Below are 20,784 nucleotides of genomic sequence, written 5' to 3'. Positions count from 1 at the left end.
GTTTTTTGCCTTGTCTATACTGACAAACTTTGATTGAACGTACACTCCGGAGCCTTTTGATGCCCGCCACCTCAAGTTTTGCAATTGATAGTTTGCCGTTAGCGTTTGGTATTATTATGGCCATTATCGGCTTGGTGTTCTATACCCAAGGATTGCCCGGTAAGTTTTGGCGACGTTTTTATGCGGTGTTACCCGGTATCGTACTGTGCTGCTTTATACCGGCAACCCTGAATAGCTTGGGCGTTTTTGCTGATGGTATTGGCTCACAGATTTATGGCTTTACGGCTACCTATTTGTTGCCAGCCAGCTTGCTACTGATGACCCTGTCGATGGATGTGCCCAAGATATTGGGTCTAGGTTGGAAAGCCATTGCCATGTTTTTTGCCGCCAGTATTGCCATTATCATCAGTGGTCCGATCAGCTTAGGCATCGCCAAATGGGTGTCGCCCAGTATGTTTAGCGATGACACCTTGTGGCGTGGGTTTTCGGCCGTGGCAGGCAGCTGGATTGGTGGCGCGGCGAATCAGGCGGCGATGAAAGAGCTGTTTGGGGTCAGTGACGACTTATTTGGCATGATGATTCTGGTCGATACCACCAACGCTTCGCTGTGGTTACTCGCGATACTCATCATGGCCAAACACAGCGATAAAATTGATAAATTATTAAGAGCCGATAGCAGCAGTATCGACAAAGTCATCACCGCGGTTGAGAGCTATGAGCGTCACCATGCGCGGCCTGCGACACTCAATGACCTCATGGTGATGTTTGGCCTGTGCTTTGCCATGGTGGGCGTGGCGCACTTTTTGGGCGGACAAATCGCAGGATTTTTTGCGCCTTATAGTTGGGCGGTGCAGTACAGTTTTGCCAGTAGCTTCTTTTGGATGGTGGTCATCATTACCATCATAGGGGTAATCTTTTCCTTTACTAAAATTCGCCGGCTTGATCATGTGGGTGCCTCAAAAGTTGGTACAGTATTTATCTTTGTACTGATCGCAGCTATCGGCATGCAAATCAATCTAGCGGGTATCGTCTCACAGTGGCGACTGCTGCTCATTGGCCTGCTATGGATGAGTATTCACATCGTCATTATTTTTGCTGTTGCTCGGATGATTCGTGCGCCGTTTTTCTTTTTGGCAGTAGGCTCCAATGCCAATACGGGCGGCGCGTCCTCAGCACCGATTGTCGCCACTGCCTTTCATCCTTCCTTGGCACCTGTCGGCGTGTTTTTGGGAATTCTTGGCTATGCGGTCGGTACTTTTGGCGGTTATATCAGCACGCAGATGATGCGGCTGGTGGTGGGCTGAGATTAGAAATATCTCTCTAGGTTGCTAATAGGTATCATTTCATAACAAAAAGCCGACTTAACTGTTGGCTTTTTAATTATACCATCGTCGGTGAGATGTTGAACGATTGGTCAAAATGAATCTTCAAAGTTACAATAATGAGAATATATAAGGATAAAATTATGCAAGCAGCTTATAATCAAAAATTGCTTTCTGGCACCAAGTTTCCTGAGATGGAAGTACAGTTATATAACGGTGAGATGCAGTCATTGGGGAAACCAGCCCATGGCCATGATTGGAAACTGGTCGTTATTTATCGCGGTCAGCATTGCCCGATGTGCACCAAATATCTCAATGAACTTGAGACTAGAAAGGAGTCTTTTTATAAAACAGGTGTCGATATCATTGCGGTATCTGGCGACAGTAAAGAACAGCTAGAAAGCCACTTTGACGATATAGACATCGATTTCCCGATCGCTTATGGTTTGAGTGTTGAGCAAATGAAAACGCTGGGACTTTATATCTCTGACCCGCGCTCAGAAAACGAAACCGATCATCCGTTTGCTGAGCCTGGTATCTACGTGGTTAATGATAAAGGGGATATTCAAGTCGTGGATATCTCAAACAATCCTTTTGTGAGACCTGATCTAAAAACGCTAGCAGAGGGTTTGGCGTTTATCAGAGACAAAGATTATCCAATTCGAGGTACTCACGAGTATTAAACACGGCGCATTATCAATTAAAAAAATACATTAAAAACGTAAAATCTTGATTAAAAAGAGCGTGCCAAGAAAATATCTTGCCACGCTCTTTTTATATCACTTAAGTATAAAGTTATCGTTTTGTCTCTCTATGCTATGAATACGTAAGCCCAGCCATAGCCTACAACCAAGGTGTGTTAACCTCTTGTGAATCAAATCTTATAATAATAATGAGTTAAAAGGAAAGACTGCGGTATGGCCAAGCATAATAACATGAACTTCCACGACCCTTATAACACTCCCAATCATCAACGAAACAAACCACCAAATAGCCACGTTCAAGTCCGAGGCGCACGTGTGCATAATCTAAAAAACGTCGACGTTGACTTGCCACGTGATGCGCTTGTGGTGTTTACGGGCATATCAGGCTCAGGGAAGTCATCGCTGGCGTTTGGGACTTTGTTCGCCGAATCGCAGCGGCGTTATCTCGATTCGGTGTCACCGTATGCAAGGCGTCTGATCGATCAAGTGGACGAGCCAGATGTCGATGCCATAGAAGGTCTGCCACCTGCAGTCGCCTTACAGCAGCAGCGCGGCACGCCTTCTGTACGCTCTTCCGTTGGTAGTGTCACGACCATATCGAACGGCCTGCGGATGTTGTACTCACGGGCTGGCGAGTACCCAGCAGATCAAGAGATGCTCTACGCCGATGCGTTTTCGCCCAATACCCCAGAGGGGGCGTGCCCGATGTGCTCGGGTATTGGCCGAGTGTTTGATGTGACCGAAGAGTTGATGGTGCCTGATGGTAGCAAGTCCATTCGTGAGCGGGCGATTGCATCGTGGCCCGGTGCTTGGCAAGGTCAAAACTTGAGCCGGATATTAACCACGCTTGGCTATGATATCGATACGCCGTGGCACAAATTGCCCAGAAAGTCTCGCGACTGGATTTTATTTACTGATGAGACGCCAACGGTACCAGTCTATCCTGAATATGATATGACGCAAACGCGCGCTGCGATTGAAAAAGGAGAGAAGCCCAATTATATGGGTACCTATATCAGCGCCAAAAACTTTATTTTAAATGCCTTTACCACCACGCAAAGCCCACGGGTCAAAAAACGGGTCTCGCAGTTTATGCAAATATCTGTATGCCCAGAATGTCATGGCAAAAAGCTCAAAAAAGAATCGCTATCAGTAAAGTTTGTAGGGCTGGATATCGGCGAGCTGTCGCAACTTACCTTAACCGATTTGGCGTTAACGCTGGAAAAAACAGTATGTACAAAAATCGAAGATGACACCCCCAACCGCGAAAAAGCCATCGTCGCACAGCGGATCGCTAGCGACATTTTAACGCGTGTTGAGGCATTAACGAGACTCGGCTTGGGTTACTTATCGCTTGAGCGCACCACACCGACCTTATCTCCAGGGGAGTTACAGCGTTTGCGTCTGGCCACCCAAATACGCTCGCAGCTGTTTGGGGTGGTATATGTGCTTGATGAACCATCCGCAGGCTTGCATCCTGCCGACACGCAAGCACTTCTGGGTGCATTGGATGAGCTCATCGCCGCTGGCAATTCAATGTTTGTCGTTGAGCATGATGTGAGTGTTATTCGTCATGCCGACTGGGTGGTCGATGTCGGGCCACAGGCGGGTACGCATGGCGGCGAGATTGTCTATAGCGGTCCTGTAGAGGGTTTGCGCCAGGCCACTGAATCAACAACGGCACAATATCTCTTTACCGATAAAGAGGCGACACACAAAAAACCGCTTAGAAAACCTAACGCTTGGCTAAAGCTTGCTGATATAGAGCGTAACAATATCCAAGGGTTAAGTATTGAGTTGCCACTAGGGGTTATGAGCTGTGTGACTGGCGTATCGGGATCAGGTAAATCAAGTTTGGTCAGTCAGGCACTAGTTGAATTAGTCAATGAGGCATTAGGAAAAAAATCCAGTGCAGATGCGCCAGCGGTTGAAGCAGATTTGCTAGAGCAGGAGTTTGAGACGGTCACTAAAGGCAAAATCATTGCTGGCATGGACAAGGTCAGTCGCCTTATTGATATCAATCAAAAAGCCATTGGCCGTACGCCACGCTCAAACCTTGCCACGTATACGGGGCTGTTTGATGATGTTCGTAAATTATTTGCGGCAACGGCAGAGGCCAAAGCCTGTGGCTATGATGCGGGACGTTTTTCCTTTAACACGCCAAAGGGTCGCTGCCCTAACTGTGAAGGCCTAGGGTTTGTCAGTGTTGAGCTGCTATTTTTGCCCAGCGTTTATGCGCCTTGTCAAGTCTGTCACAGTCAGCGCTATGATAATGACACGCTGGCGATTACTTACCGAGATAAAAACATCGCTGAAGTGCTGGATCTCACGGTAGAAGCCGCTTATGCGTTTTTTGACGGAGAAGCCTCGATATTACGTGCTTTAGATGCTCTCTTGCAAGTTGGTCTTGGCTACTTGCGTCTGGGACAGCCAGCGACTGAACTGTCGGGCGGGGAGGCGCAGCGTATCAAGCTTGCCACCGAGCTACAACGTACCCAGCGTGGTGATACGCTCTATATCTTGGATGAGCCGACCACCGGTCTGCATCCTGCCGATGTGTCGATGCTAATGGCGCAATTGAATGCGCTCGTCGAGGCGGGCAATACCGTCATTATGGTTGAGCACGATATGCAAGTGGCCAGCAATAGCGACTGGATTATCGATATTGGCCCAGGCGCAGGGGATGCGGGTGGATCTATCGTCGCTCAAGGCACACCTGAGGATGTGGCAAAATCAAAGACCAGCCAAACTGCGCCGTTTTTATTGGTGTAGTAATATTTTTAAAATTAAATGCGAGCAAGCGCAACATCATTAAGAAAGTCCCTCATTCCCAATAATTATCAGGGCAGGCAGGTAATTCAACTAGCGTATGACGCAGTGCTTCTAACCACTGACGACTAATAGTTTTAAAGTATTCGTCGTCTTCCTCGATACGGCGGCCTTTAGGTAGCGTGAGACTATCATTTTGGTAAATCACAAAGTCTATTGGCATACCAACGGACAGGTTAGAATGAATGGTCGAGTCAAACGATAACATTAATGCCTGAGCAGCATGATTCACCCCAGTATCGTATTTCACTGAACGATCAAGAATAGGCTTGCCGTATTTGCTTTCACCAAGCTGAAAAAATGGCGTGTCTTGAGTTGCTCTAATACAGTTGCCTTCAGGGTAAATCATATACAGCTCGGGCGGTTGCCCTTTTATTTGACCACCTAATAAAAACGAGCTGGTGAAAGTACCGCTATTGTTATCATTAGCGACTCTTTGTGCATTTGTCATGACATGACGCATACATTCGCCAACCATTTGCGCGCCGTCAAATAATGAAGAAACGGTATGTAAGCTGTGTTCAGAGCGCAAATGAATATCGCTCTGTAATTTGTTAAATACCGCCTGCGAGGTCGCAAGGCTACCAGCTGTTTGTAGTACCATAAAACGCTCACCCTCAACGCCATATTGATATAACTTTCTAAAGGTTGAGATGTGGTCCACGCCTGCATTGGTTCGGGTGTCACTGGCAAAAACCATCCCTTCTTTGAGGCGAATAGCAGCACAATAAGTCATGAGATATTCCTAATAAGTATAAATTGCATAAAATCTGCCACTACGATAATCGCGTGACTAGTACTTGACTGTATAGATTCTCATAACCGCCACCCATGCGTACGCCGCGCACAGGAGCTGCGTCTAAGTAATCGCGACCAATAGCGACATATACATGAGCGCTTGGCTGAAATAGCTGGTTTGAAACATCAAAGGTATACCAGTAGCCATCGAGCCATACCTCAGCCCAAGCATGACTTGCCATGTGGTTCTCAGTATCGTCATACAGGTAGCCTGATACATAACGCGCTGGTATTTGTTGATCACGGCAGCAGCCCACAAATACATGGGTGTGGTCTTGGCACACCCCAGCGCCTATTGCAAAAGCTTCGGCTGCGGTCGTACCGACATGGGTAGTATCTTTTATATAAGGCATCTTCGTTAATAGCTCAGCCGCCAGCGCTTTTAAACTGTCATGCGTCGGGTTTTTTAGATAAGGCGCTGCAAATGTACGCATTGCCTCTGAGCACTTGGTCAAGGGGCTTTGTACGGTAAAGAGCAGGTAGGGGACGTTATCCATATCCTCTAGTCGCTCAGTATCGGTATTAATCTCAACGATGCCTGACGCTTGCATCTGTAAATTATTGTGCGCTTCGTTACGACTAAGCGTGAGCCAGTCATTGCCAAAGCCGTCCTTTTGACTGGTAGCAACTTTGGGTAGCATAACATCCCACTGATGAATGATTTGATGCGGCAGTTGCATCGGTGTCATACGTATATACTGTACGCTGCGCTGGGCCAGCTCGCCATAGTAGTAGTTGGTCTGATGGCTGATTTGAAGTTTCATAACGTCATCCTTTGTTTTATCTACTGTCTTGATTATATGGACGCGCATTTGCTAATGATTAAGCAAATGATAGTTAACTAAGCAAAAGCCTGCCGTATCAGACTCCTTGCTGAAGGATGATACTGAACTCTCGGCTGATGAGCTTAAAGTCACACAGTTGTTTTGATTTGATCATCTGATTGGTCAAGCGCGTAAGCTCACGCCAGCGTGTGTTCTCTGGTAACTCACTAATCCAATATTTAAATTCAAGACTGATTTCTGTCGCATCTTCGTCTAACAATACTGCTCGTTCAAGCCGCTCAAATAAGCGTCCCAATTGCCAAAAGCAGGTCACAGTTGGATGCTCTTGTGCCATGGCTGCGTTGCAGGCATGAAGCTGCAGCGCGGCCGCCCGATACGTGCCCGCACTCGATAAACGTTTAATTAAGTTATACAGCTCAGCGGCATCTTCACCGATGACGCCTTTCGCTTCTTGTACATTGGTCTCGATGGACTGAACCACGTTAGGGATTTTATTTTGTGCCAAGTCCCGTAGCATTTGAGCAGTGATAGATTTTGATGAATCGTTAAGATCAGCTTCAAAGCCTAAAGAGCTGATTAAATGTTTTAGTTGTGATTTTTTAAGATCGCCTTTGATCAGATGCTTCATGATATTGTCGTAGCAATAGAGCCGCTCGCTATATCTACCGAGCCAGATCAGATGATTGGCGGTAGATAGTAGTAATATCATAGGCGCATCATCGAAGCTCTCATACCCGGCTTCTAGAGGCTGCGCAGGGTTATGATAATTGGCATGATAAGCATTAGCTTGGCTATCGCCTTTAATCGTTTGATTGACATCATTCTTGGCTGACGGTTTCAAATCACTATCGTCAATGACCCATGTATCCTTAATACCGCCGCCTTGAGACGAGTTGACGACTAATGAGCCTTCGACCATTGCCACGCGGGTTAAACCGCCAGGGACAATGTCCACAGAACCGTCACCATGACTGAGGATAAAGGGGCGTAAATCGATATGACGCGGTGCGATACCGTCGCTCACAGCGGTAGGGTTGGTAGACAATGAGATAGTCGGCTGAGCGATAAATCCTGCCGGGTTGTCAAGCAGACGCTTACGATAGTCGCTAATTTCTTGCTTGGTGGAGGTCGGTCCAATAAGCATCCCATAGCCACCAGAACCTTGCGTTTCTTTGACGACCAATTTGTCTAAGTTGCTCAGCACATATTCTAATTCATCAGGCTTGCGGCATTGAAAGGTTTCAATATTAGGTAAGATAGGCTTCTCACCTAGATAAAACTCAATCATATCAGGTACGAACGGATATAAGCTCTTATCATCAGCGACGCCAGTGCCTGGGGCATTAACGATGACCACATTGCCTGCACGGTAGGCACTCATTAGTCCTGACACGCCTAAAATAGAGTCTGAGCGAAATGCTAACGGATCAATATAAGGGTCATCGATACGGCGATAAATAATATCAACTTGTACTTTACCGCGAATGCCTTGCATATAGACTTTACTGTCCTCGACCACCAAATCATAACCATGTACTAAAGGCACATTCATCTCATGTGCTAAAAAGGCATGCTCATAATAAGCACTGTTGAAGCGTCCAGGCGTCAAGATGACGATTTGTGGATCGTATTTGCTCGTTGAGCTGGCAAGACAGGCTTTGAGGCGTTGTGGGTAATCGCTAACGCCCAAAATAGGAGTGTGCGCAAACAAATCGGACAGCAGTGTCTCTGATATATTACGGCTCTCAAGCATATAAGAGACACCAGAGGGCGTGCGTAGGTTGTCCTCCAATACACAAAATCGGCCGCCCTCATCACGAATAAGGTCGATACCACTAATGTGTGAGTAGATAGGTTTATCCAGCTCAATACCCATCATCCATGGCTCATAACAACCGCTAGCATAGACATAAGCGTCAGGGACAATGCCTTCTTTCATGATGGCTTGATCGTGATAAATGTCATGCAAAAAAGCATTTAAGGCGGTGATACGCTGCTTGCAACCAGCTTCAATCTGCTGCCACTCACTTGCAGCAATGATGCGTGGAATAATATCAAATGGAATCATCCGCTCGATGTTTTTGGCATCACTGTAAACGGTGAAAGTAACGCCTTTTCGGTAAAAAATATTTTCGGCTTGCTCATTTAAATGATTGAGACCATCAATACTGATATCATCTAGCCAGTCACCAACTGCCTGTGCCACTGGACGGTACTTGTCTTTACTGATCTTTAGTTCATCGAAGCATTGCGGCTTTTCTTTAGACTTCGTTGCTGTATTTTTTGTAGTGTTTGCAGAATCGGCCTTGGTAGCAGGTTTGCTAGCTGTTGATGCTTGTGTCTGATTTTGGTTTTCAGCACTTTCGTCGTTTTGGTTTTGAGACTGTTTTTGGGCTTGGGACTGAGTCGCTTCTTTATTCATAAATACCTCACGCATCCTTGGTAAAGTTATTGTTATGATAAGTAGACTGGCTATGATAGGCGGACTGATATTGCAATATGTCCAATATATAGCTAATGTCTTATATTCACTATACCGTGTCTATAAGCCAATGCACAATAAGGGTTTGATATTCGATGGTAATAAACGCAGTAGGGCATTAGCCTTAACGGCTATATTTTTAGCCGTTAAAGCGAGTCTCAAAATTAAAAAATCATAAATACTTAGGCGCTTGACGTACATTATTGGCTTGTTCAAACGCATAACCCAATCGGAATAAATCAGGCTCATGATAGGGCAAAACAACCAGCTCCATACCGACAGGCAACCCATTTTTACTAAATCCAGCGGGCAAACAAATCGATGGCATCCAAGTCTGCGAAGCAATCAAAGTATTTGTTGGGAATGTTAATACCTGATGCTTGCCATCACGTATGTCTTGTTTCGATGGTGGCAAAATCTGAATACAGGGAAATACCAACGCATCTAAGTTGTTTTTTGCAACGATTCCGGCAACTAAACGCTGGAACTTGTCACGAGCGGCAAGTTTTTTGAAATAATCAGGCTCATCTTCTGGGTTTACTGGCCCTTCAAATATATCAATCAAAAGGTCTAGCACAGGATGAAACAAGCCCTTTTCTTTAATTTCCTCAAGGCTTTTGATTGGCATGTTTTCACGTGAGGCTAAAAATTCATTGATGTCGTGTCGCGAATGCGAACCATATAAGGAGGTTTCAGTAATATGTTCCATCATATCTGGTATTTCAACATCGATGAGCTCTGCGCCAGCGCTCTTTGCTTGTTCAAGGGCTGAGTCAATAATCTGATTAACTTCTGCCGATTCAGTGTTATCATTTGGCCCATAAGCATTGCGTACAACGCCCAGACGCGCATTTTTGAGACTGTCAACATCCATCGCATCCGTGTAGCTGCCTTGATGATTGGCAATACTTGCTGCGGTAGTATATTCATCTTTTGGATCATAGCCCACCATTGTATCCAAAAGGAGTGCAGCGTCCGTAACAGTACGCGCCATCGGTCCTGCTGTGTCTTGAAACACCACCAGAGGTGACGTGCCGTCACGACTTATTAAGCCGGGGGTGACACGGACACCAACGAGATTGGTAAAACTGGCTGGCAAACGTATAGATCCACCAGTGTCTTCGCCAACTCCGACCAACCCTAGATTCGCCGCTATACCAGCAGCTGTACCACTACTAGAGCCACCTGGATCATGTGACAAAACATAGGGATTTTTGGTTTCACCCTGTTTTGAGCAGAAGCCAAATCATGATGATGCAAAATCTGGCAATACTGTCTTGGCAAGGATAATGGCACCTGCCGCCTTTATCTTTTTGACAACAGTTGCGTCGTCTTCTGGTTGGTAGCCGTCCTGAGCGATAGAACCAAAGGTCGTCATCATATCTTTAGTTTCTATCTGATCTTTTACGAGCACTGGTACGCCATGTAACGCCCCAACAAATTCGCCGGTTTCTGCAAAATGTGAATCAAGACGATCGGCTTCATTCAGCGCGAGTGGATTAATAGTAATGATAGAGTTAAGGGTAGGACCAGATCTGTCAATGGTTTCAATGCGTTCGAGGTACGCTTCAACCAGACCCCGTACAGTTAGCGATCCATCTTTGAGATGCGCTTGCATATCAGTAATAGTTAATTCTTCAATTTCGAGATTTTTCATGATTGTCTTCCTTCTTCCTTGAAATTATCATTAATGAAAATTAAGTTAAGGAGCTGCCACCTCGATGCCCGCATTATCAAGAGCTGCTCGTACGGCTTTGATCAGTGAAAGGGCGCCTGGAGTGTCACTGTGAATACAGACAGAATCGAATTTAACCGTTAATAGCTGGCCATTAATTGACTCTACTTCATTATGCTGGCAGGCACGTAATACTTTTTGTGCCACACGCTTAGGATCAAGTGGCTTGATCTTGCGCACAAACACAAGATTTCCTTCATCGTCGTAATCACGATCTGCATAAAACTCATGCACTCTATGTAACCCAGCATTTTTTGCTGCATGATCAATTGCGGTGTCTGCCAAGCAGTAAATAGCTAAGTTGGGAGCGACAATTGCTAGGGCAGAAGTTAGCTTTTCAGCAAATTCTTCATCTCGTGCTGCGTGCATAAATAATGCGCCATGCAGTTTGAAATGATGCATCGTTAGACCTTTAAGATGAGCAAGTTCTCGTAGAGCACCTAATTGGTACAATGCATCATTCACCAGTTCATCAGCAGATGCTAAGATATGGCGACGTCCAAAGCCCACCAAGTCACGAAAACCTGGATGGACACCAACGCATACTTCATGACGCGCTGCCAGACGCAACGTCTCAGCCATAATAGAGGGGTCGCCGGCGTGAAAACCTGCGGCAATATTGGCTGAGCTAATAAATGGCATGATATCGGGATCGACCCCGTCACCAATCGTCCAAGCGCCAAACCCTTCTCCCATATCTGAATTCAAATCGATCGTTGATACCATTGAGTGGCTCCTTAACAATATCTTTATATTTATGTCCATTAAAAAGCTATATGAATATGATTAAAGCCATTTATAAATGATGGTTATGCAAAGTTAAAGCAGCATAAGTAGTAGCTAAAGCAAAACGGTTTATTGTTATCAAAGCTTCATGCGTAGCTGTAGGACATTTACTTTAATCATAGACGCTTTGATAAAAGAGAGATATATTACAATGTAATTTTTAATTTAAGTTTTATTAAAAAAAACAAGTTCAAAGTAATGAATCATTTTAGATTAAAGCATGCAGCTCTACCTTGATCCTTATATTTTTAAGGCGCCTGTATTAGTCTTTATTTGTAAAAATGAAAAACAGAGCAGGGCGCTGACATGTTGGCACGCGTTAGACCATAACGATATCAAGCACTATATGAATATCAACGCTGTCCTCAATTTGATTGATAACATCATGCAGCGAATAGATGCGATAGATAGGGTTTAATTGTCTTAATAAATTGAATCAATGAAGGATAAAAACCATGTTTGAGATAATAAAAGACTGGCGTGAGCAGCGCGTACTTGATAACAGCGACTTTACTACCGAAGACTGGATGCGTGCAGCCAAGCGCATTGTGATCCTAGATAGACTAAGTAAAGAAGATCTCACTCGTCTTTTTGATTTGGCAACGTTGTTTTTGGACGACAAGTCTATCATAGGCGCTCAGGGCTTTGAGGTAACTGATAAAGTCAGACTGTCTATCGCTTTGCAAGCGTGCCTGCCGATATTGAATTTAGGACTTGAATGGTATAAAGGCTGGTCTTCAGTCATCATCTATAACGGCTCATATAAGAGTGATAATACCACTACAGACGAGTTCGGTATCGTTCATGAAGGCCAGCAACATCGAAGCGGGGAGGCGTGGCAGCGTGGACCTGTCGTTTTATCATGGAAAGACGCTAAGCACTCAGGCGAGCGCGATGGTCACAATGTCGTCATTCATGAGTTTGTGCATAAGATCGATATGTTAAATGGCCGCGCCAATGGCTTTCCGCCCATGCAGCCTGATATGGATCCGACGCGCTGGACGAAAATTATGAGCCGCGATTTTGAAGACTTTCAAAAGCATCGTAAGTCAGGTCTTGATCGTTATGGCGCGACCAATCCGGCGGAGTTTTTTGCTGTGCTTAGCGAAGTGTTTTTTGAAACTCCGCAAAAACTAATCGATGCTTATCCTGATATTTATGACATTATGGTGAAGTTTTTTCGCCAGACACCTATGTAGGTTATATTTATAAAAGCTGTACAGAAGTAATTGGTCTCAACATGCACAAAAACGAATATATGTTGACTATCTCGAAAATAGAGTAACTTTTATATCGTCCATTGGTCACTGATAATAGCGACTAGGTAACGCTTACCTTGATAGTCATCGAATACCAGACGCAGCGCTCGCCAGTCTAAGCCACCAAACTGAGGATCGACACCAGGGTTATAAAACTCGACATAATCTGAATTTTGATAGATTTTATCAATGTTGTTAATGCTGTTTCCTGAGGCTAAGGTATGGTTGATAGTCGCTGTCTGAGTGTCAAAATAATCCGCTTGAATCCAATTTTTAAGATAGTCTGGTAAAGGCGTGATATACAGCTTGCCAGTACCGTCTTTTTGTCCCCAAGTAAAACGAATGTCGGATTCATTAAGGTATTGCACATATTGCTCACGGCTAAAGACTTTATCAGATTCAGGCTGGATGTAAGCATACATTGAGAAGCGCACACCGCGTGTCGGATGGATATATGGAATAAGCGCTTCATAATCTTGCTGAGCCAATGCAGTCTTTATATCTTTGGCATAGTTCAGCGTGAGCGTTTTACTGTCAGCTTGTGTATTAAACCTTGGAGTGTCAATTGAAATACCTGCTGTAGGTTTGTCAGTAATCATCTGAGATTGACAACCAGGCAACGCTAGCGCAATAAGAAAACTACAAGCAGCGATTGATGATTTGAGAGTAAATAATTTGGCCGTGCTTAGTTGTGAGAATAAAAAAGATGAATGAGTCATAAAAATATCCTTAACGCTGTAACTGAATTTTTCACGGTAAAAGTATAAATAGTAAATTAGTAGATTTGGTTTGGCTATCAAAATAAAGATGTTGTTCGCACAAACAAAATAAACGTCAATTGATGATAGTTAATCGTCATTGAAGATAGTATTCTCAACTGTTAAGACTATTGGTTTGTTTTCGCATAATGTATATTATGTTAAACTAAGGCTACCGTACAATAAGTTCATGGAGTTATGATTATATGATAAATCCTTATCAAGATTGGTTGATGATTGATTAATTCTCATACCTACTAACTATTCATAAAGTCATCTTCATCAACACTAATACAATTACTAGCTAAGCTGTCTTAAGGAGTCAATGTACAGAGCTATCACTGATCCTATTGTATTTGTAATCGAACTTAACGTATTAAACTATGTCGCTAGTTAACCTGTTTGATAAACTTGTTCTATTCATCATTGCTAAGTTTACTACCTTCATACGGCACAATAATCCCTATGAATAATCTGTCATTCCTAATCATCATCTAATAATCAAATTACTCATCAATCGATTGTTGGTAGCTTAGCCGACTTCCTCATTAATGCGAATGTGCTTGAACTACGTTAGGTACAGAAGCATTCGCCACCAAGTAACAATCAGCTCAAAGTAAAAGCAATAACCCTTGTGGATGCCTATTACTCTATATCATTGATAAGAACGTACACAAGCTCTGATAATGCTCCTACTTGGCATCTCAGTAAGTCCAAGTCTATATACACCTTATAGCTGCTATTATCATAGCTAACTACGTTGTAATACGTTTTTATTTAGAGTCACCAAAAGAGCCTTCCTGATTAGTGAGACATTCATTGGTATTTTCTAACATCTCTCGTTCTTACTGAAATATCTTAATCTAAAGCATTGGTTTGATACCTTCCAAATTTGCACAGAACAGCACTATCACCCTGATTAAGCTATTCTGTGCGAGTACAGGAGCACGGTTTTTCGTGCAAATATGCCGAAGGACTCTATTGCCAATAGCAAAGAGAACTCTTACTTTTAGCCTATGTGAAGTTTATTCCTTCAAACGCCATATATATCAACAAAAAAATAGCTTACTCCTTCTTTCTCCACTATACTATAATTATCCCCAACCTTCACTTGGGGATAATTTAGTGTTAAAACTATTATTATATAAGGTTTTACTAATAATGTTAGCGAATACTAGTGTCCATGACAGTGTCCAACAATACTCCTTGCGGCTTTCCTTAACTTGGAATACCTACTAAAAGATTACTCTGGACCTCAGCATATAGATATCAGATCAATAATCATAACTCATCTATCTTAGATAAATTAAGGATACACATCATGACTATCAATAATGCAAACGATATCAATAAGCTTGAATGCCGAGACAAGGATTATTCGGTCAGTGTCTCAGGTGTGGCTGGTTTAAGCCTGCGCATTTATCCAAATGGTAAAAAGGAATACTACTTGCGGTATTCACATCCGCATATAGATGGCAAACGCCCTAGGATGATGCTGGGTAAGATTGAGGATATCAGTCTACATGAGGTTAAGTATAAAGCAGACACTATCCTTGATATGGTCGCCAAAGGCTCTGACCCTAAAGCTATCCAGCAAAAAGAGCAAACCAACAAATATACTCACCTAAAAAATGCACCATTTTCTGACATTGCCCAAGCATGGCGAGAACACAAAACATCAGGTCGCAATCAAGGTAAATCTAAAAAACCATCATATAGTGAGTCAACCCTCAAGTTTTGGGATTTATGCCTAGGATATATGTGCCAAGAAATTGGTGGTTTAAGAATGGACGATATCACTAGCGAGATGATACTAAGTGTGTGCGAGTCGATTCAAAACAATGATAATCAAGCGACTTTCGTTGGGGCGAGCACTCGTTTATATACTGAAAAAGTGTTTTCATTCGCTGTTGCTCGAGGGTTATGCGATAGAAATGTGGCAATTGATACCCGTGGTGAGCTTGCACCTGCCAGCTCAGGCAATCACTTACCAGCCATCACCAAACCAGAGCAATTCGCAACTCTCTTAAAGGATATGTCCAACTTTAAAGGCGCAAGTAAGATGACACTAGAGGCTATGAACCTACTGCCGTATGTATTTGTACGTAGTATCGATCTGCGCTCAATGCGTTGGGATGACATCGATTGGGACAATGATGTATGGGCGTTCTCCCCGACCAAGGGCGAAGGTCGCGATGATATGGTCTCGCACTTAGTCGTCCCCTTAGCCAAGCAAGTAATTGCGCGATTACGAAATATTTATTCAATTACTGGGCATAAAGAATATGTATTTTTTTGCCTCGATGCGTGGTTCAAGTAATGCTTATATCAGTAAAGCGACGTTGGTACAGGTTTTTCATCGGCTCGGATATAAAGACGTGCAATGTGCGCATGGATTTCGAGCATCGGCTAAAACTTTGCTCATGGAACAGCCTGAGTTACGCTATTCAGATATCGTCACAGAATTACAACTAGGTCATCGTATCAAAGACACACATGGCGGGGCTTATAACAGACTTGATGAAATCGATACTAGGGTGCAGATGATGCAAGATTGGGCAAATTATGTAGATGAGCTGCGAGGTCATTTCAAATGAGCAATCATAGAGTTCAAAACTAGGATCGGTATATGTTTATACTCAGCTATAAATTCAGTCATTACCAATTAGCTTTTGATCAGAATGATTTTCAATTTTTTCAAACTTATTAATTATTTTATCTTCCACCAAAGGCTTGAAATACTCGCCAAAATACAATCTGTTCAATTGTTTGTGACAACGCACAACCAATGGAGCCAATCACAAAAAGAACCATACCAATAAATAAAGGAAACTTTCTTCCGATACGGTCACTTATCGGCCCCCATATCAACTGTGCCAATGCAAACCCAGCCAGAAACCCTGTAACCGTCAGCTCAACATTTCCATTTAATTCATGCGCCATCTGCGGCATTGCAGGCAAATAAATATCGGTTGAGAGCGAGGTAAAAGCCATTAATGCACCCAAAATCGCCATAAAAAACCAGCTTGAGGGTTTTAATGTGGCATTAAGATTTTGGGAACGAGAAGAAGAAACAGACATTTTAAAGACTCAATGGATTGTAGAAATAAAACAACTTAGTTCGCCGATTGTTTTTGCAATAGCTGTTGTATCACTGGGGAGCTTGTTGACAAGTTTTGCAGCCATTGAGTGATTTCAGTTTTGGCTTGACTGGCTCTTTCCCCTTCCATTACAAATAAAACGCCATCTCGTTCAATTCCACCTCGCAGCTCAATACTTTGCATGATTTGACAGTCTTTACAATACTGGCTGAACTGGGCAAGACTCTGCCCCATGCCATAGCCTGCATTATTATTGAATGGCACAATTATTTTGCCATTCAAATCGACTTTATATTGATTTAAGAAACTTTTGATCGGTGGCGGCAACTGCATATCCCATGTTGGGTAACCAACAAAAATGATATCGTATTGCCCAATATCTGTAATTTGAGTTTTTAATGGTGGCAAATAACCATCCTCATTTTCCTGATCAACCTGACTGACAATGGCTTGATAATTTTTTGGATAAGGTCTTTGTAACTCTAAAGCAACCAACTCTCCACCGACTTTTTCTTGCACCATTTGTAACTCTAAAGCAACCAACTCTCCACCGACTTTTTCTTGCACCATTTTAGCAAGTGCTTCGGTATTTTTAGTTCGGGACAAATAAACAATCAGGGCTTTGCTATCACCATCCATAGTGGTATTAGGAGATGGTTCCATATTTTGTGCTATTCCTGTATTTTCTGCACTTGTTGGACAAGCAGTTAGGCAGAGTGTGCACAGGAATATCCACATCATCCGCAACGTGATTGACATAGTATTCCCTCTCAATTAATCCAGTTTATTTTGCTTGAGCCATTGCGATAGTAGTTCTGCAATCTGCTGACTGTTTAAATCTGAAAATGGGAAATGAGTATTTCCATAAATACCAATATCAGGCAAATGTACCAACTGCGCATTACCGCCATGCTGATTGATTTTATCTACCCAAAGCTGCGCCATTTTTAGGCGTACACGCCAGTTGTCCTGCCCTGCGTATTCTTGTCCTGCATAGCCATTTTTTTCAGTTGGAATATTATCGCCATAATAAATAATGATCGGCGTTTTGGTCAGCTTCTGAAACTCTGCCATTTTTACAGGGGTGGCCGTTAATGTGCCTGCTTCTGAAACTCTGCCATTTTTACAGGGGTGGCCGTTAATGTGCCTGTGGCGCTCGGCATCGGCTCAGGCAGCTCATTTTCAGGAAAAACAAAACCACTACCTGGCTCATAGGCAACGATACCTTTGACCTGATCCGATTTGATAGCTGTCCACCAACCTGGCCCACCGCCTTGTGAGTGAGTAATCAGCACTGCATCACCTGATCTTTTTAAAACTTCAACCATTGCATCGCTAATAACTTGTTCGTCATAAGCACCCGTATTCGGTGTCATTTGACGAAAGTATTGGTTTAAAGCGGCTGGATCTTGCGAGAACTGTACACCCTTAAAGAAGTTTGGATATTGTCCTATACGGAACATATTAAACAAAGCCTGATCAAGGGTAGTAGCAGGTACTTCGGCTGCTACGGTAGATTGTCCTGCTTGTCCTCTACGTGGTTGATCAACGACGTAAACTGGGAAATTCTGACGTAGGAAAATCTCTTGAAATCCCTCACGACCATCAGGAGTAGTTCCCCAAGTTTTTGCCGATTGACCAGCACCATGTAAAAACACCAATGGATAAGAACGAGCATGTTCAGGAATTTGATAAAACACTGAAGCATGATCACCATGCAAAGTTTGACCTTGTGGGTTAAAGAGTTGTTTATCGTCAAACTGACCTGCACTTTGAATTACTTTACCACCTGCAGCGAAGTTTCCTTGCTCAGCTATACTTAAAGCAGTGGACTGATGTGGACTGATCGAACAGCCTGAAATAATGCCTGCAAGACAGATCGAAATCAGTGTGTTTCTGAATATGAATGTTGTATTGGTCATTTTTTCAAGCTCTCCGTTATTGTAGTTGCTGTAAAACACTTTGGGTGTTGTTTGCCAAATCTACCCCAATGGATTGCTGTAAAGTAGCTACAATTTTTTGCATCTGAGTATTATTCACACCTAAATTGCGGGTGATTCTTAAGTGCGAACGCAGTTGAGCATTGACATCACCGAGCGCTGATAAAGTACTGACTACCACTAACTCACGTTCTAAAGGCGATAAATTATCTCGGCTAAATAAATAACCAAACAAATGGGCTTTTAAAGCATAATCCATCGTTGGTGAGAAATTTTCAAATAGCGGTTTTGTATTGTCTTTGATAGATGTTTTATTCAAATAAGCGAGTCGCTCTATACCCAATTGATAGTAATTGGTATCACTTGTCAAAGTGCTTGGTATTGCACCTTGTACATCCTTAATACCCTGTTTTTCACGTTCCTCCAATAAGCTTTTAAAAGTTAGCATTCCATTTAATGCACGTGGAAAACCAGCATAAGCATATTGATGGGCAAAAACTTCCTTGATTTCATTTACTGTTAAACCGTTTTCCAATCCTTTGACTAATGCTGGTTTAAGCTTCTCAAGATTGCCTGTCGCATTAAAGGCTGCAATCGGAATCAAACTGAGTTGCTTCTGGCTTAATATCACAGAGGTATTTGCTTTAGGCTGTGCTGACGTTTGCAGTTGAGCCGGCAAATTCACTTTTTCCAGCCATGTGACGCTTTCACCATCTTTGGCAACAGGACTAATCGCAATATGCGACATTGGGCTATACTCGCTTGCACCATGCCAATGTTTGACATTGGGTGGACACCAGATAGTATCGCCCTTATTAATAGTCTGAATGGGCTTACCCCATTCTTGCGTACGTCCCTCGCCCTCTGTCACAATCAAATACTGGCCATGTGGATGGCTATGCCAATGAGTGATCGTACCTGCTGCAAAATTGACGACAGCTGGTGCAACATCACCTTGTGAGGGTATCACAGGAAAACGGGCAAAGTTGGCTTGTCCTGAAAAATTACTGGCAGGCGCAGATTGAGTATCAAGCTGATCTGCTAGAGTGATCTGTTGCTCCATTTTATCATCTGCCCAGACCATAGCTGAAAGGGAACCCATCAAAAATAAGGCATACACTTGATTTCTTATCATATGTTCTATCATCCCTGTTTAAGTAATAAAGCAATGATTCAAGGAAACTTATCAAATCACTGCCTTCATTATGCAAAGCACAAATTTTTCTATTTCAGCGTTTTGCCATAAAATGCAGTCAATTGATTCATTGCCTGCTTGACGTACTCAGGCTTCCAATAGGTTTCAATATGCGTAGCATTTGGAATCTTAAATAAGGTTTTATCTTTTGTATCTTTTGTGCCGGTGGCTTTGGCAAAAGCATCTTCGGTCATATAAAGGCTGTCTGCCTTACTACCTGCAATCATCAGTAATGGCTGATTGATCAATTCAATTTGATCAGTGGCATCCCAACGCATCAAATCAAGTAAACTGCTCATGGTGTATTTAAAGGTTGAATTTGGATGAGCATGCGTTCTCCAATAGTATTCATAACCTTGACGATACATTTCAAATGGTAGTGCAGCAATTTGCTCATCGGTCATATCTGCATCGCCTGCATAGAGAACATCGCCTCCTTTAGCTTCTTGAGCACGAGCATCCGTGGCTTGTTTTAAACGCTGTTGAATAGTATCTAGCTGCGAATCCATAAAGCCGTTACGACGTACTCTTCCAGAATTGAACATACTTAAAGTCGCCACTACTTTAAAACGTTTATCTGTTTCTGCGGCTGCCAATGAATAGCCTCCACCGCCACAAATCCCAAGTAAGCCCAAACGGTTGTTATCTACCCCTGTATATTGGGTAATAAAATCTGCCATACCGTGTACGTCTTCAATACGATTTGCAGGTTTATCAACACTACGAGGCTGACCACCACTTCCACCCTGATAAGCTGCATCAGCGGTGATGGTGATATAACCTTGTTCAGCCAAACGCTGAGCATATAACCCTGCAACTTGTTCTTTAACGCCGCCATTCGGATGTGCTACTACAACCGCAGGATATTTCTTATTTGCATCATAGTTGGCTGGGGTATAGACATTGGCAACAATATCCAGACCATTGAGTTTATAACTGACTGGATGAATATTGACCTGACCTTTGATATTTTCAGTAATTGCACCACCATAGACTAAGTCAAAAGGATTGTCCTTTTTATCTGCTGCAATAGCTGCACCTGAAGTTGTGATCATTGCCGACATTAAAATGGTTTGTAAAACTTTCATGA

Annotated in this window: 17 protein-coding genes and 2 pseudogenes; 6 read left to right on the top strand and 13 right to left on the bottom strand. The window is 43.2% G+C overall.

All coding sequences use genetic code 11. The features are described from left to right. Positions 1 to 59: 59 nt before the first annotated feature. The 3 genes from PENNN9_RS06220 (at position 60) to uvrA (ending at position 4,798) form a co-directional block, all read left to right on the top strand. Positions 60 to 1,304 (top strand): DUF819 domain-containing protein, encoded by a 1,245-nt coding sequence (locus tag PENNN9_RS06220; protein ID WP_058368834.1) that lies wholly within the window; start codon positions 60 to 62, stop codon positions 1,302 to 1,304. A gap of 161 nt (positions 1,305 to 1,465) precedes the next feature. After that, positions 1,466 to 2,005, top strand: coding sequence for a redoxin domain-containing protein (locus PENNN9_RS06215; protein WP_058368833.1), 540 nt, complete (start codon positions 1,466 to 1,468; stop codon positions 2,003 to 2,005). Positions 2,006 to 2,257: 252 nt separating this feature from the next. Further along, complete coding sequence (gene uvrA / locus PENNN9_RS06210; protein WP_058368846.1) at positions 2,258 to 4,798, top strand: excinuclease ABC subunit UvrA; 2,541 nt, start codon at positions 2,258 to 2,260, stop codon at positions 4,796 to 4,798. 52 nt (positions 4,799 to 4,850) lie between these two features. On the opposite strand, the gene PENNN9_RS06205 is transcribed toward uvrA, so the two are convergent. The 6 genes and pseudogenes from PENNN9_RS06205 to PENNN9_RS06180 form a co-directional block, all read right to left on the bottom strand. After that, the gene (locus PENNN9_RS06205) at positions 4,851 to 5,591 is read right to left on the bottom strand and encodes a peptidase (protein ID WP_058368832.1); all 741 of its coding nucleotides are present in this window, start codon (positions 5,589 to 5,591) and stop codon (positions 4,851 to 4,853) included. A 40-nt stretch (positions 5,592 to 5,631) separates the two neighbouring features. Then, positions 5,632 to 6,417, bottom strand: coding sequence for a transglutaminase family protein (locus PENNN9_RS06200; protein ID WP_058368831.1), 786 nt, complete (start codon positions 6,415 to 6,417; stop codon positions 5,632 to 5,634). A 97-nt stretch (positions 6,418 to 6,514) separates the two neighbouring features. After that, positions 6,515 to 7,147, bottom strand: a complete 633-nt coding sequence (locus tag PENNN9_RS13380; RefSeq protein WP_264752920.1) for an alpha-E domain-containing protein — start codon at positions 7,145 to 7,147, stop codon at positions 6,515 to 6,517. Between the two features lie 141 nt (positions 7,148 to 7,288). Next, positions 7,289 to 8,860, bottom strand: a pseudogene (locus tag PENNN9_RS13375) (circularly permuted type 2 ATP-grasp protein); the annotation flags it as partial. Between the two features lie 232 nt (positions 8,861 to 9,092). After that, positions 9,093 to 10,538, bottom strand: a pseudogene (locus PENNN9_RS06185) (amidase). A gap of 84 nt (positions 10,539 to 10,622) precedes the next feature. After that, the gene (locus tag PENNN9_RS06180; protein WP_058368829.1) at positions 10,623 to 11,381 is read right to left on the bottom strand and encodes a 5-oxoprolinase subunit PxpA; all 759 of its coding nucleotides are present in this window, start codon (positions 11,379 to 11,381) and stop codon (positions 10,623 to 10,625) included. A gap of 515 nt (positions 11,382 to 11,896) precedes the next feature. Between PENNN9_RS06180 and PENNN9_RS06170 the strand changes: the two genes are divergently transcribed. Next, entirely contained in the window at positions 11,897 to 12,640 is a 744-nt protein-coding gene (locus tag PENNN9_RS06170) for a zinc-dependent peptidase (protein WP_058368827.1), read from the top strand. 89 nt (positions 12,641 to 12,729) lie between these two features. Here PENNN9_RS06170 and PENNN9_RS06165 read toward each other — a convergent pair whose 3' ends face one another. Further along, positions 12,730 to 13,419, bottom strand: coding sequence for a hypothetical protein (locus tag PENNN9_RS06165; protein ID WP_058368826.1), 690 nt, complete (start codon positions 13,417 to 13,419; stop codon positions 12,730 to 12,732). Positions 13,420 to 14,779: 1,360 nt separating this feature from the next. On the opposite strand from PENNN9_RS06165, the gene PENNN9_RS06160 reads away from it, so the two are divergent. Both PENNN9_RS06160 and PENNN9_RS13070 read left to right on the top strand, forming a co-directional pair. Continuing rightward, positions 14,780 to 15,778: a tyrosine-type recombinase/integrase gene (locus PENNN9_RS06160; RefSeq protein ID WP_227511749.1), complete on the top strand. Its 999-nt coding sequence runs from the start codon at positions 14,780 to 14,782 to the stop codon at positions 15,776 to 15,778. After that, on the top strand, positions 15,744 to 16,055 hold the full coding sequence (locus tag PENNN9_RS13070; protein WP_227511748.1) for a tyrosine-type recombinase/integrase: 312 nt from the start codon (positions 15,744 to 15,746) through the stop codon (positions 16,053 to 16,055). The genes PENNN9_RS06160 and PENNN9_RS13070 overlap by 35 nt, the downstream gene beginning before the upstream one ends. A 118-nt stretch (positions 16,056 to 16,173) precedes the next feature. On the opposite strand, the gene PENNN9_RS06155 is transcribed toward PENNN9_RS13070, so the two are convergent. From PENNN9_RS06155 to PENNN9_RS06135, 6 genes are all read right to left on the bottom strand, one after another. After that, the gene (locus tag PENNN9_RS06155; RefSeq protein ID WP_256713853.1) at positions 16,174 to 16,539 is read right to left on the bottom strand and encodes an MFS transporter; all 366 of its coding nucleotides are present in this window, start codon (positions 16,537 to 16,539) and stop codon (positions 16,174 to 16,176) included. A 35-nt stretch (positions 16,540 to 16,574) separates the two neighbouring features. Then, a complete protein-coding gene (locus PENNN9_RS06150) occupies positions 16,575 to 17,318 on the bottom strand; it encodes a flavodoxin family protein (RefSeq protein WP_058368825.1) in 744 nt (247 codons plus the stop codon). A 15-nt stretch (positions 17,319 to 17,333) separates the two neighbouring features. After that, positions 17,334 to 17,633: a hypothetical protein gene (locus tag PENNN9_RS13370; RefSeq protein ID WP_264752919.1), complete on the bottom strand. Its 300-nt coding sequence runs from the start codon at positions 17,631 to 17,633 to the stop codon at positions 17,334 to 17,336. Between the two features lie 17 nt (positions 17,634 to 17,650). Further along, complete coding sequence (locus PENNN9_RS06145; RefSeq protein WP_264752918.1) at positions 17,651 to 18,481, bottom strand: alpha/beta hydrolase; 831 nt, start codon at positions 18,479 to 18,481, stop codon at positions 17,651 to 17,653. 16 nt (positions 18,482 to 18,497) lie between these two features. Next, positions 18,498 to 19,634, bottom strand: coding sequence for a cupin domain-containing carboxymuconolactone decarboxylase family protein (locus PENNN9_RS06140; RefSeq protein WP_227511747.1), 1,137 nt, complete (start codon positions 19,632 to 19,634; stop codon positions 18,498 to 18,500). Positions 19,635 to 19,723: 89 nt separating this feature from the next. Then, on the bottom strand, positions 19,724 to 20,782 hold the full coding sequence (locus PENNN9_RS06135) for an alpha/beta hydrolase (protein WP_058368824.1): 1,059 nt from the start codon (positions 20,780 to 20,782) through the stop codon (positions 19,724 to 19,726). Positions 20,783 to 20,784: the final 2 nt, after the last annotated feature.

Source organism: Psychrobacter sp. ENNN9_III (assembly GCF_001462175.1).
Taxonomy (GTDB): Bacteria; Pseudomonadota; Gammaproteobacteria; order Pseudomonadales; family Moraxellaceae; genus Psychrobacter.
The sequence above is the reverse complement of the archived record's forward strand: the minus strand, read 5'-3'. Positions and strand labels throughout refer to the sequence as shown.